The organism is Pantoea sp. Lu_F5_004, assembly GCF_051136245.1.
GTDB classification, from domain to species: Bacteria; Pseudomonadota; Gammaproteobacteria; order Enterobacterales; family Enterobacteriaceae; genus Pantoea; species Pantoea agglomerans.
Map to the genome: position 1 here is coordinate 3,322,563 of NZ_CP194946.1, position 13,332 is coordinate 3,335,894.

At 58.8% G+C, this 13,332-nt stretch carries 10 protein-coding genes; 6 read left to right on the forward strand and 4 right to left on the reverse strand.

All coding sequences use genetic code 11. The features are described from left to right. Window positions 1-4 precede the first annotated feature (4 nt). From fhuC to hrpB, 4 genes are all read right to left on the reverse strand, one after another. Window positions 5-799 carry a Fe3+-hydroxamate ABC transporter ATP-binding protein FhuC gene (gene fhuC / locus ACR8BN_RS15565; protein WP_033756619.1) on the reverse strand — a complete coding sequence of 265 codons (795 nt, stop codon included), beginning with the start codon at window positions 797-799 and terminating at the stop codon, window positions 5-7. Between the two features lie 39 nt (window positions 800-838). Next, window positions 839-3,058 (reverse strand): ferrichrome porin FhuA, encoded by a 2,220-nt coding sequence (gene fhuA / locus ACR8BN_RS15570; protein WP_434747090.1) that lies wholly within the window; start codon window positions 3,056-3,058, stop codon window positions 839-841. A gap of 199 nt (window positions 3,059-3,257) precedes the next feature. Next, window positions 3,258-5,798, reverse strand: a complete 2,541-nt coding sequence (mrcB, locus tag ACR8BN_RS15575; RefSeq protein ID WP_031591230.1) for a bifunctional glycosyl transferase/transpeptidase — start codon at window positions 5,796-5,798, stop codon at window positions 3,258-3,260. A 98-nt stretch (window positions 5,799-5,896) separates the two neighbouring features. Beyond that, window positions 5,897-8,380: an ATP-dependent helicase HrpB gene (hrpB, locus tag ACR8BN_RS15580; protein ID WP_434747091.1), complete on the reverse strand. Its 2,484-nt coding sequence runs from the start codon at window positions 8,378-8,380 to the stop codon at window positions 5,897-5,899. Window positions 8,381-8,416: 36 nt separating this feature from the next. Here hrpB and thpR point away from each other — a divergent pair, with 36 nt between their 5' ends. The 6 genes from thpR to folK all read left to right on the forward strand — a co-directional run bounded on the left by thpR (window position 8,417) and on the right by folK (window position 13,298). Then, a complete protein-coding gene (gene thpR, locus ACR8BN_RS15585; RefSeq protein WP_031591232.1) occupies window positions 8,417-8,974 on the forward strand; it encodes an RNA 2',3'-cyclic phosphodiesterase in 558 nt (185 codons plus the stop codon). Further along, window positions 8,952-9,656 (forward strand): DNA/RNA nuclease SfsA, encoded by a 705-nt coding sequence (sfsA, locus tag ACR8BN_RS15590; RefSeq protein ID WP_143991217.1) that lies wholly within the window; start codon window positions 8,952-8,954, stop codon window positions 9,654-9,656. Before thpR ends, sfsA begins: the two co-directional genes overlap by 23 nt. Before the next feature lie 247 nt (window positions 9,657-9,903). Continuing rightward, complete coding sequence (gene dksA / locus ACR8BN_RS15595; RefSeq protein ID WP_010254035.1) at window positions 9,904-10,359, forward strand: RNA polymerase-binding protein DksA; 456 nt, start codon at window positions 9,904-9,906, stop codon at window positions 10,357-10,359. Window positions 10,360-10,432: 73 nt separating this feature from the next. Continuing rightward, window positions 10,433-11,311 carry a tRNA glutamyl-Q(34) synthetase GluQRS gene (gluQRS, locus tag ACR8BN_RS15600; RefSeq protein WP_434747092.1) on the forward strand — a complete coding sequence of 293 codons (879 nt, stop codon included), beginning with the start codon at window positions 10,433-10,435 and terminating at the stop codon, window positions 11,309-11,311. Between the two features lie 86 nt (window positions 11,312-11,397). After that, on the forward strand, window positions 11,398-12,816 hold the full coding sequence (gene pcnB, locus ACR8BN_RS15605) for a polynucleotide adenylyltransferase PcnB (protein WP_203583884.1): 1,419 nt from the start codon (window positions 11,398-11,400) through the stop codon (window positions 12,814-12,816). After that, a complete protein-coding gene (gene folK, locus ACR8BN_RS15610; RefSeq protein WP_031591236.1) occupies window positions 12,813-13,298 on the forward strand; it encodes a 2-amino-4-hydroxy-6-hydroxymethyldihydropteridine diphosphokinase in 486 nt (161 codons plus the stop codon). The genes pcnB and folK overlap by 4 nt, the downstream gene beginning before the upstream one ends. Window positions 13,299-13,332 lie beyond the last annotated feature (34 nt).

Sequence of the window (13,332 nt, forward strand, 5' to 3'; positions counted from 1 at the left end):
CTCCTTAACAGACAAAACTGACCGGCGCGCCGCCCTGCGGGTGCGGTAAAATGCCCATCGGAATGCCATAAATCGCACCGAGCACCTCAGCCTGCATAATCGCCTCTGCGTCACCTTCGGCAATCATCGCGCCCTGACGCAGCGCCACCAGATGATCGCAGTAGCGTGCTGCCATATTGATATCGTGCAGCACCGCAATCACGGTTAAGCCGCGCTGCTGGCTCAGCGCTTTTATCAGCGCCAGCACCTCAACCTGATGGGCAATATCCAGCGCCGACGTCGGTTCATCCAGCAGCAGACAGCGGCTGTTCTGCGCCACCATCATCGCCAGCCAGGCGCGCTGACGCTCGCCGCCCGACAGGCTATCTACCAGCCGTCCGGCAAAGGCATTAAGCCCGACCTGGGCAATCGCATCCTCTACCCGGTCGCGATCTTCCTGACCAAAGCGCCCCAGCGCGCCGTGCCAGGGATAGCGGCCAATCGCCACCAGTTCACGCACCGTCATCCCTTCGGCTGCCGGTAACTGCTGCGGCAGATAGGCCACCTGACGGGCAAAGGCTTTGCTGTTCCAGCGCCCGACGGGCTGCTGATTCAACAGCACCTCTCCGCTGCTGGCCGCGTGGTGACGACCCAGCATTTTTAACAGTGTTGATTTGCCCGAGCCGTTGTGACCGATTAGCCCGGTCACTTTTCCCGGCGGAAAGGTCAGCGACAGTGGCTGAAGGAGAGTCCGGCCCGGCACTTCAAAACTGGCGTTTTTCAGCGTAAAGGTCGCCTCTTCTGCGTGCGGATGCGGCATGGTTATCCCTGTGAACGGGCGCCGAAGCGCCCGGTTAAATCAGAATCTGAAGGTCGCGGTGCCGACAATCTGGCGCTCCGCACCCCAGTAGCAGGCGTATTCACGATAGCAGCTGGCGACGTAGTCGCGGTCAAACAGATTGTTGACGTTGACGCCCACGGTCGAACCCGGCAAACCGAAACGACCCAGATCATATTTCAGCGCCGCATCCACCGTGGTGTAGCCGGCAACTTTAAAGTTCTGGTTCGAGAGTCCAGCAGCGCTATTATCTGTGGTATCAGCATACAGCCCCTGGCTTTCACCCACGTAGCGAACCCCAGCGCCGATCGTCACCCCTGACAAAGCGGTCTCGTGGAAGGTGTAGTCGCTCCACAGTGAAGCCATGTGCTTCGGCACCTGCACCGGCGTTTTGCCTTTGAGCTGGGTATCTTCGGTATATTCCGCATCGGTGTAGGTGTAGGACGCCGTCAGGTTAACGTTGGCATTCAGCGCCGCTTTAGCTTCCAGCTCTACGCCGCGCGAGCGGATTTCACCGCTCTGAACGCTGAAAAGAGTTCTGTCAGGATCGGGATCGGCAGTCAGGTTTTTGGTTTTGGTCAGTTGATAAAGCGCGGCGGTGAGCACCACCGGACGATCTTTCGGCACATACTTCACGCCCGCTTCATACTGCTTAGCGCGTGACGGATCAAATGCCTGACCCTCATAGGTCGAACCCGCATTCGGAATAAAGGCTTCGCTGTAGCTGAAGTAAGGCGCGATGCCGTTATCAAATACATAGTTCAGGCCGCCGCGCCAGGTAAAGGCCTGATCGTTCTGCCGATCAACGCTATCCGCCACCCGATCGTAAACCGAGTTCATGGCATAGTCGTAGCGGCCACCCAGCGTCAGCACCCAGCGGTTCCACTCCATCTGGTCCTGAGCATAGAGGCCGGTCTGACGCTGCTTGTTGAGATGCTGATAAGGACCAAATGGCGTTACGCTGTTATCACCATATTGCGGATTAACCGCGTTCAGGCTGGAGGCAGTGCCAAACTGTGCGTCGATATCATTGCGGGTACGCTGGAAGTCCACGCCCAGCAGCAGCGTATGATCAACCTGGCCGGTGGCAAACTTCGCCTGCGCCTGGGTATCGACCGCCAGTTGGTTGAGTTTCTCTTCTGAAACCGCCGAACCGCGCGTGATTTCCTGAGTCGCCGGCAGGAAACCATTGCCGTAAATACTGCGGTAATCGGTGCGCAGGTCGGCATAACGCAGGTTCTGGCGCAGCGTCCAGGTGTCGTTGAAGCTGTGCTCGGCGTTATAACCGACCATTTTGGTGTTGCGTGAAATCTTGTTGCTCTGCTCGCCCTCATCGAAGTTGGTCGGCAGTTTGTACTGGCTGCCATCGGCACGGGTGATCGGTACCACCGTGCCCTGACGCGGCAGCCAGCCGTAATAACCGGTTTCTGGCTCGTTCTGGAAATAGGTGAGCAGGTCAATGCGGGTGCGATCGTCGGGACGCCAGCTAAAAGCCGGTGCGATGGTGTAGCGCTTCTCTTTGTTCATCGCCTGCTGCGCATCCTGACTGCGCGCCTGGCCGGTCAGGCGATAGCTGTAGACGCCGTCGTCGTCCAGCGCGCCGCCAAAGTCAAAGCCGGTCGAGAAGAGGTTGTCGTTGCCCATCTGGAACTGCACTTCGCGCAGGGTTTCCTGGGTCGGACGCTTACTCACCAGCGAGACCACGCCGCCGGGATTGCTCTTACCGTAGAGCACCGAAACCGGGCCGCGCAGCAGTTCAGCGCGTTCCAGGAAGTAAGGATCGATGGCAAACTCAGAGTAGTTATCACCCTGCAGTTTCAGACCATCCAGATACTGATTGGTGTTGGTTTCGCTGAAACCGCGAATCGACAGTGCATCAATTACGTCTGAGCTGCCCCGGTTACCGGTCAGCACGCCAGGCGTGTAGTTAAACGCCCCTTTCACGCTGGTTACGTTACGCATCTCCATCTCTTCACGGGTGACCACGGAGATGGACTGCGGATTTTTTTCAATGGGGGTATCAGTTTTGGTCCCGGTGGCGCTGCGTTTCGCTGCCACGGTGGGTGCCGGTCCCCAGGCGCTTTCCGCCTCGACGCCGCTGCCGCCATCAGCCGAGACGACCATCGTCTCCGCCTGCGCGGCGTAAAGAGAGGAGCTCAGGCTCAGTGAGATCATGATGCCCAGAAGCGGTCGGGAAAATGTTTTTTTGGTGTTGTCAGAAAAAGTCGTTCGCGCATTCATAAAAGTGTCTCTTAACAATAGGCTCAGGCAGGCGAATCGAAACGATAATGATTATTATAACGCTTAGATAATATGCGAAATTCAGCAGGCACTGCAAGAAGAAATCCCAGTAGTGACGCCGTTTGCAGGCCGATTGACGCGTATTGATCAGGAACAAAAAAAGGGCGCCGAAGCGCCCTTTTTAACCTGTCTGACTGATTTATTTGCCAAACATATCTTTTATCCACCCTGCTACGCCGTCGCTATCTTTCTGCTCCTGCTGTTGCTGGGTCGGTTGTTGCGGCTGCTGCTGCTGTTGTTGTTGCTGCTGCTGATCGAAGAGCTGTTGTTGCTGCTGAACCTGCTGCTGCTGTTGCTGACACAGTGCATTCGGATCCAGCGCCCACACCGGCAGAGAACGCCATGTGCTGCTGCCCGTGCCGCAGACAAAGTTACCGGCAGAATCCACATTCATCAGCGACACATCTTCCGGCGGCGTCAGCTGCAACGGCATCGGGGCCTGAATATCCAGGTAGCGACGGTAGAGCTGCATCGCGCCGCTGGCACCATAGAGTTTGGTCGGCTGATTGTTATCGCGTCCCACCCAGGTGATCGCCACTTCTTTGCCATCAATACCGGCAAACCAGCTGTCCACCAGATCGTTGGTGGTACCGGTTTTGCCCGCCAGATGCGCATTCGGAAAACGCGCGCCCAGCGCACGGGCGGTACCGTGGTCAGCTACCTGTTGCATGGTGTAGAGCGTCAGATAAGCGGCCTGCGCTGGTTCAACACGCTGCGCCTGCGGATAGCTCTGATAGAGCACGCTGCCATCTTCCGCAATCACCGAACGCACTGCTGACAGCGACGCGCGGTTGCCGCCGCTGGCGATCGACTGGAACGCCTGAGCCACTTCAACCGGCGTCAGGTTTAAGGCGCCCAGCAGCATCGATGGCACCGGATGCAGCTGCTCTTTCGGCACGCCCAGCTTGTTCCAGGTATCCACCACCGCATCCAGCCCCAGCGTCATGCCGAGGTTTACGGTCGGCACGTTCATTGAGTTGGTCAGCGCATCCACCAGCATCACTTTGCCGCTGAAGCGACGATCGTCGTTCATCGGTTTCCAGATGCTGCCGTTTGGCTGCTTCAGCGCAATCGGCTCATCGGCGATCCAGCTGTTCAGCCGGTAGCTGTTTGGCTGACTCAGCGCGGTCAGGTAAGTCGCCGGTTTCGCCAGGGAGCCGATTGAGCGGCGTGCCTGCAGCGCACGGTTGTAACCCGCATACTGTGGATCGGCACCGCCGACCATAGCGCGGACTTCGCCGCTGAAACGGTCAACCACCACCATCGCGGTTTCCAGATCTTTCAGGCCACGCTGTTTTTTCAGCGTCGGAATGCCATCGATCACCGCCTTTTCGGCCGCATCCTGCGACACCGGATCCAGCGTGGTGAAGATTTTCACCCCGGAGAGATCTTTCACCTTGTCGCCCAGTTTTGCCTGAAGCTCGTTACGCACCATCTGCATAAAGGCCGGCTGCGGCGTAATCACGCCGCCTTTCGGTTGCACGCCCAGCGGACGGGCCGACAGCATGTCATACAGCTCCTGGTCAATCACTTTCTGCTGCTGCAACAGGCGCAGTACGAGGTTGCGTCGTTCCAGCGCCAGTTTCGGGTTACGCCACGGATTATAGAGCGACGCACCTTTCACCATGCCGACCAGCATCGCCTGCTGATCCAGACTCAGTTCATCAACCGGACGGCCAAAGTAGTAGAGGCTGGCCAGCGGGAAACCGCGGATCTGATCGCTGCCAGCCTGACCGAGATAGACCTCGTTCAGGTAGAGCTCCAGGATGCGATCTTTGCTGTAGCGCGCATCCATGATCACCGCCATATAGGCTTCACGCGCTTTACGCCACAGCGAACGCTCGTTGGTGAGGAACAGGTTCTTCACCAGCTGCTGCGTCAGCGTACTGCCGCCCTGCACCGCTTTACCGGCCGTGATGTTCGCCAGGAAGGCGCGGCCGATGGAATAAGGGCTGATGCCATCATGCTCATAGAAATGGCGATCTTCGGTGGCGATCAGCGTATCGACCAGCAGATCCGGGAAACCGGCGCGCGGTACGAAGAGTCGCTGTTCACCATTCGGCGACTGCAGCATGGTGATCAGGCGCGGATCGAGGCGGAAAAAGCCAAAATCACGGCCGGTTTCGAGGTTTTTAATCTCGCTCAGCTCATCTTTACTGAAGCTCATGCGCGCGTGGATCTGCCCCTCTTTACTGTCGGGGAAATCAAACGGGCGACGCAGCAGATCGATGGTGTTGCCCTTCACCGAAAACTCGCCAGGGCGGGTAATACGGGAGACTTCGCGATACTGAGTGCCTTCCAGCAGCGCTACCATTTCACTTTTGTTGTAGGCCATGCCGGGTTCCAGGCTGACCATGCGGCCATAGACGGTGGCGGGCAGTTGCCACACTTTACCGTCAATCCGGCTGCGAATTTCCGAGTCGAGGTAGATGCCCCACGCGGCCATGACCACCACAAACACCAGGAACAGTTTGATTACCCATCCCAGCCAACGGCGTTTGCCGCGCGGCGGTTTTCCACCTTTACCTTTACGTGGCACCGGCGCTTCCTCCTCGTCATCATTAAAATCGTCCTGATCGATATCCTGTTCGATATCCCTGCGTCGTCCCCGGCCCGCACTGCTGCGCGGCGGCAACGGTTTACCTTTGCGCCCTATTGGTTCGCGATCGTTCCCAGACATTACTTTTCTTCTCCAGGCAGTGCTTACGGCAGCGCCGCTACTCTAACTGCTTTCTCGCGTGCCGCATGGCAGAACCCTCTGAATTCGAACCAGCGGACTCAACCCTGCGGGGACATTTTTTTGGTTCGCCTTGTTGGCAAGGCAGTGGCCGGATCCTCGGGCCAGGGATGTTTAGGATAACGTCCCTTCATCTCTTTCCTGACCTCCGGCCAGGCACCGCGCCAGAACGCCGCCAGATCGCGGGTGATCTGCAACGGCCGCTGGGCGGGCGATAACAGCTCCAGCACCAGCGGAATACGTCCTTCCGCTACGGTGGGATTCTGCGCCTCGCCAAACATCTCCTGAATCCTGACCGCCAGCGCGGGCGGCTTCTCCGCATCGTAGCGGATTGGCAGCCGGCTTCCGGTGGGCACAGTGTAATGAGTTGGCAGCACAGTATCCAGCCGCTGACGCTGTGACCATGTGAGTAAATGTAAGAGCGCCGTGGTCAGGTTCACTGCCTGCAGGCTGCGGAGATCGCGCACCGCTGACATCTGCGGCAACAGCCACTGCGACAGGCTCTCAAGCAGCGTTTCATCATCGGTCGCGGGCCAGCTCTCTTCCGGCAGCCACCGGGCCGCACACTGGATGCGCAGACGCAGCTGTTCGGCGTCCGGCGTCCAGCCCAGTACCGACAGACCTTTTTCGGCGATCCAGCGCAGCATGGCCGCGTGCAGCACCTCCGGTTCCGGGCGCGCCATCGGCTGAGTTTTCAGTATCAGCGCGCCAATCTGCTCACGTCTGAACGCACGCAGCGTGCCTTTCTCTTCGTCCCATTCCACTTCGGTCCGTCGCTCAATCAGCGCAGGCTGCTGCTGGCACAGCGTTTCAATATTCACCGGCAGTGCCAGCAACATCCGGGCATCTGGTGTGGCACTGCCCTGCAACAGAGCAGGCGCAATCAGCCATTCATTGCGCGTCAGGCCATCCTGCTCATCGAGTCTGGCGCCCAGCCCGTTGGCCAGCTGATAGCGACCACTCTGATCGCGTCGCCGCGCCAGCCGATCGCCAAAGCCCACCGCCAGCAATCCGGCGAAACGATCTTCATCGATGCGCCCGCCACGGATCTTAAGCCGCTGCTGCCACTGCTGCGCCCGCCGCTGCCATTGCGCCTGCGGCCGATGCAGCGCATCACGCAGGTCGGCGCTGCCGCTGCGGGGAGGATCTTCCAGAATCGCCACCAGCAGCGCGGCGCTGGCGACCGCATCCGGCTCATCGCCTGCGGCACACAGTATGGCGGCGAGTCGGGGATCACATCCCAGCTGCGCCATGCGCCGTCCCAGCGTGTTGAGCAGGCCGTTGTTGTCCAGTGCTCCCAGTCGGGTCAGCTGCTTCTGCGCCGCATCCAGATTTCTGGCGGGCGGCTGATCCAGCCACTGCAGCTGTTGCGGCTGGGTACAGCCCCACTGCAGCAGATCCAGCCACAGTGACGAGAGATCGCTGTTAACGATTTCTGGTTCACTCTGCGCCGCCGCTCGTGATGCCTGCTCCTGCGGCACCAGATGCAGGCAGAGCCCCGGCATCAGTCGCCCGGCGCGACCCGCTCGCTGGATCATCGATGCCTGGCTGACTCGCTGGGTCTGCAGACGCGTCACGCCGCTGCGGGCGTCAAACAGTGCGCTGCGTTCCAGCGCACTGTCGACCACCAGCCGAATCCCCTCAATGGTCAGGCTGGTTTCGGCGATATTGGTGGCAAGCACCACTTTGCGGCGGCCGGCGGCGGCAGGCAGAATTGCCCGGCGCTGCGCCGCCAGCGGCAGTGCGCCATAGAGCGGCGTCAGATCAACGTCGTCACTGATGCGTGATTCCAGCTCGCGCTTCACCCGTTCGATCTCCGCCACACCCGGCAGAAACAGCAGCAGCGAACCGCTCTCATCCCGCAGCAGCTGGGCAACTTCACGCGCGACCGCCTCTTCAAAACGCACATTCTGATTCAGTGACGCGTAACGCCGCTCAACCGGATAGCTGCGCCCCTCTGAGACGATCAGTGGCGCATCCGGCAGCAGCGCCGCCAGCCGGGCATTGTCCAGCGTGGCGGACATCAGCATGATTTTAAGGTCGTCGCGCAGCCCCTGCTGTACATCAAGCAGCAGCGCCAGCGCCAGATCGGCATGCAGGCTGCGCTCGTGAAATTCATCAAGGATCACCAGCGACACGCCCTCCAGCATCGGATCGTGCTGAAGCATGCGCGTGAGCATCCCTTCGGTCACCACCTCCAGCCGGGTCTGTGGCCCGACGCAGCTTTCGCCACGCATCCGGAATCCCACCGTGCCACCCGGCTGCTCGCCGAGTTGCTCCGCCAGCCGCTGCGCCACATTACGCGCCGCCAGCCGACGTGGCTCCAGCATGATGATCCGTCCCGGCAGCGCCGCCTGCTGTAACAACTGCAGCGGCAGCCAGGTCGATTTGCCCGCCCCCGTGGGTGCGGCCAGCAGGATTTGAGAGGCGTCACTCAGCGCCGCCAGAATGTCAGGCAGCACCGCGCTGACCGGTAAATCGCTCACAGCAAACTCCGCTTCTGCCTGTGCTAAGATGGCGCGCATTGTAGCATCCATCCGTGATATTTGCCGGAGAGCGCCATGGCGACACAACGCTTATTTTTTGCCATCAGCCTGCCTGACGAGATGCAGCAAGAGCTGGTGCGCTGGCGGGCCGATACCTTTCCTGCGGAGGCGGGCCAGCCGGTGGTCGCGGCGAATCTGCACCTGACGCTGGCGTTTCTGGGTGAAGTTGCGCCGGAAATCTCACAGCGCCTGCAGACGCTGGCCTCGCGTATTGTACAGCCCGGTTTTGATCTCGACCTTGATGATGCCGGACACTGGCCGCGCCCCGGCGTGGTCTGGCTCGGCTGCCAGCGCGCGCCACGCGGTCTGTTGCAGCTCGCCAGCCTGCTGCGGGCCCAAGCCGCCCGGCATGGCTGTTACCAGAGCCCCCAGCCGTTTCATCCGCACATCACGCTGTTACGCCACGCCACGCAGCCGGTGACGTTACCGCCGCGCGGCTTTCACTGGCGTTTTCGCGTCTCTACCTTTTCTCTGTTCGCCTCTGAATATGCCCGGGGCCGCACCCGCTATCGCGCCCTGGCAAGCTGGCCATTACATTCTCAGGATCCACATGCACTTCTCTCCGCCCCTTAAACCCGCCCGTCTGATCGCCCGATACAAACGTTTTTTGGCCGATGTGGTGACGCCAGAGGGCGACGTTCTGACGATTCACTGCGCCAATACCGGCGCCATGACCGGCTGCGCCACGCCGGGCGATCGGGTCTGGTATTCGACGTCCGACAGCCTGACGCGCAAATACCCCCACAGCTGGGAGCTGACCGAAACCCAACAGGGCCACTGGATCTGCGTGAATACGCTGCGCGCCAACCAACTGGTGGCTGAGGCGCTGGAGCACGATCGGCTGCCGGCGCTGGCTGGTTATACGCATCGTCAGGCGGAAGTGAGATATGGCACTGAAAAAAGCAGAATTGATTTCCTGCTCAAAGCAGAGGCCCGGCGCAACTGCTATATTGAGGTGAAATCCGTAACCCTTCTACATGAAGGAAAAGGTTATTTTCCGGATGCGGTGACGATTCGAGGACAGAAACACCTGCGTGAACTGGCGACAGTTGCGGCAGAGGGTCATCGGGCCGTTTTGTTGTTTGCCGTTTTGCACTCGGGGATTGAGGACGTTTCCCCGGCACGGCACATTGATGTGGCGTATGCAGAACAACTGGCTCAGGCGCAGCAGGAGGGCGTAGAGGTTTTAGCGTATCAGGCAGACTTATCGGCGGAGGGAATGTTTCTTAAATCGCCGATCAACGTAACCTTGTAATATCTTTTGCAATTTTATGTGTTAAGAATGTTCTGAGCTAAGGGCCAATTACGCTGTTCCTCACAGGCTTGTCAAGGTGTGTTCATGAAGAATTGCCAACCCTGACTGCTTCTGTTATTTATAGCGGCCTGTTTTTTTCCCCAATGGGGGATCGATGTACCCCGCAGACGTCAAATGCAGGCTGGCAGCAAGGCCCCTGCGAGACGAAATTCGAAGGGTATAGTGCGTGTTATCCAGGAGAAGCAACATGCAAGAAGGTCAAAACCGTAAAACATCGTCCCTGAGTATTCTCTCTATTGCTGGCGTTGAACCTTATCAGGTGAAGCCTGGCGAAGAGTATATGAATGATGCGCAGCTGACCCATTTTCGCAAGATTCTGGAAGCCTGGCGTAATCAATTACGGGACGAAGTCGATCGTACCGTTTCTCATATGCAGGATGAAGCCGCTAACTTCCCGGACCCGGTTGACCGTGCCGCGCAGGAAGAGGAGTTCAGCCTGGAGCTACGTAACCGCGATCGCGAACGTAAACTGATCAAAAAGATCGAGAAGACGCTGAAGAAAGTTGAAGATGACGACTTCGGCTATTGCGATTCCTGTGGCGTTGAGATTGGTATCCGCCGTCTCGAAGCCCGTCCTACTGCCGATCTCTGCATCGACTGTAAGACGTTAGCAGAAATTCGTGAGAAGCAAATGGCCGGCTGATGCCGCGTCCAGCCTGTTACCACGCAGTGGAACAACTGCTGTTTTGTCCGCTGCGTGGTCACTTCTGAAACCTATGTCATCCTCCTGTATCGGTCGCTTCGCCCCTTCTCCCTCTGGTGAACTCCACTTCGGATCGCTGATTGCTGCCCTGGGCAGTTACCTGAGCGCTCGTGCGCAAAACGGCGTCTGGCGGGTGAGGATTGAAGATATCGATCCGCCACGGGAAGTGCCGGGTGCCGCCAGCCGTATCCTGCATCAGCTGGAGCACTACGGTTTAAAGTGGGATGGCGAGGTGCTGTGGCAGTCACAACGTCATAAGGCCTACCGTGACGCGCTGGCCTGGCTGCAGCAGCATCGTCAGAGTTATTACTGCACCTGCCCCCGGCGTCGCATTCAGCAGATTGGCGGTTTCTATGATGGTTACTGCCGTGAACGGCAACGCGGACCGGAGAATGCCGCGCTGCGTTTACGCCAGCATGCGCCGGTCTTTGCGTTTGACGATCGTCTGCGTGGCCGTGTGGAGGCGGACAGACGTCTGGCACAGGAAGATTTTATTATTCACCGCCGTGATGGCCTGTTTGCCTATAACCTGGCGGTCGTCGTCGATGATCATTTTCAGGGCATTACCGAAGTGGTTCGCGGCGCAGATTTGATTGAGCCGACGGTGCGACAGATTGCGCTTTACCAGCAATTTGGCTGGCCGGTGCCTGACTGGCTGCATCTGCCGCTGGCGCTTAACCACGATGGCCATAAGTTGTCGAAGCAGAATCATGCACCTGCGCTGCCGGATGACGATGCCAGACCCCTGTTGGTAGCGGCGTTACGCTTCCTCGGACAGCCGGTTTCAGGCGGCTGGCAGGACTTAACGCAGGACAAACTGCTGTCTGATGCGGTGTCGCAGTGGAATATCGCTTTGATGCCGCAAGAGAACGCCCTGAAACCGGATGCATAGACAACAGCATTCTCAAACGGTTCTCAACAGGCTATGATTAGCCGCTGATTTTACCTACACCCTAATTGCCACTGTCGAGGTGTCCCATTTTTACCCGAGTAGCTAATTTTTGCCGGAAAGTCCTGAAGCGTGATGAAGAGGAAGCCCCAGCAGAGGTTGAACCAGAGCGTCTGATGACCATCATCCCTCGTGAAAGCCATACCATCTCACGTAAAGACATCAGCGAAAATGCCCTCAAAGTGCTCTATCGCCTGAACAAAGCCGGTTATGAAGCCTATCTGGTAGGCGGTGGCGTGCGCGATTTGCTACTGGGGCAAAAACCCAAAGATTTCGACGTGACCACCAATGCCACGCCTGAGCAGATGCGTAAGCTGTTCCGCAACTGTCGCCTGGTTGGCCGTCGTTTCCGTCTGGCGCACGTGATGTTTGGCCCGGAAGTGATCGAAGTTGCCACCTTCCGTGGACATCATCAGGCGGAAGAGCCGGAAGAGGATCGCAACAGCTCGCAGCGTGCACAGAGCGGCATGCTGCTGCGCGACAACATCTTCGGCTCTATCGAAGATGATGCCCAGCGACGCGATCTCACCATAAACAGCCTCTACTACAGCGTGGCTGATTTCAGCGTGCGTGACTATGTCGGCGGCATCAGCGATCTCGAACAGGGCATCATTCGCCTGATTGGCGATCCGGAAACCCGCTACCGCGAAGATCCGGTCCGCATGCTGCGCGTCGCACGCTTTGCCGCCAAGCTCAATATGAGCATTGCGCCGGAAACCGCCGAGCCAATTCCACGTCTGGCCTCGCTGTTGCGTGATATTCCGCCTGCTCGCCTGTTTGAAGAATCGCTGAAGATGTTGCAGGCTGGCTACGGCTACAGCACATATCTCAAGCTGTGTGAATATCAGCTGTTCCAGCCACTGTTCCCGACGCTGGCGCGCAACTTCACAGAAAACAGCGACAGTCACATGGAGCGGATGCTGGCGCAGGTGCTGAAAAACACCGATAACCGCATTCACAACGACATGCGCGTTAACCCGGCGTTCCTGTTTGCCGCAATGTTCTGGTATCCGCAACTTGAAACGGCAGAACGCATTGCGCAGGAGAGTGGCCTGACCTACTTCGAAGCTTTTGCGATGGCGATGAACGATACGCTGGACGAAGCCTGCCGTGCGCTGGCGATTCCAAAACGTATTACGTCGCTAATTCGCGATATCTGGCTGCTGCAGTTACGTATGTCCCGCCGTCACGGTAAACGCGCCTGGAAACTGATGGAGCATCCGAAATTCCGCGCCGCTTACGATCTGCTGGCGCTGCGGGCGGAAGTGGAAAATAACCCGGAACTGCTGCGCCTGAGTCAGTGGTGGGGTGAATTCCAGGTAGCTGCGCCGCCGCATCAGAAAAACATGCTCAATAACCTGGGTGACGATCCGGTGCCGCGTAATAAATCGCGTCGTCCGCGCCGCCGCCCTTCCGCGCCGCGTCGTGACAACCAGAACGTCTCATGACACGGGTTTACCTCGCGTTAGGCAGTAACCTGGCCGATCCGCTGCATCAGGTTGATGCAGCGCTGACCGCATTGGATGCGTTGCCGCAGACGCAACGCATCGCTACCTCGCCATTCTACCGCACGCCGCCTTATGGCCCGCCCGATCAGCCCGATTTTCTCAATGCCGCCGTGGCGCTGGAGACCGATCTCAGTGCAGAAGCGCTGCTTGACCATACCCAGCGGATCGAGCGGGAGCATGGTCGGGTGCGCAAGGCAGAACGCTGGGGTCCGCGCACGCTGGATATCGATCTGATGCTGTTTGGCGAGACGCAAATCAACACGGAGCGGCTGATTGTGCCGCACTATGATCTGCTGAATCGCGCGTTTATGCTGGTGCCCCTGCTGGCGATTGCGCCAGACGCCCGCCTGCCCGACGGTCGCGCACTCAGTACAATCCTGGCAACCCTCGACAGCAGCAGCATCGTGCTGTGGCACGGCTGAGCAGACAAACGCACATCTCTGATTCCGCTCTTTC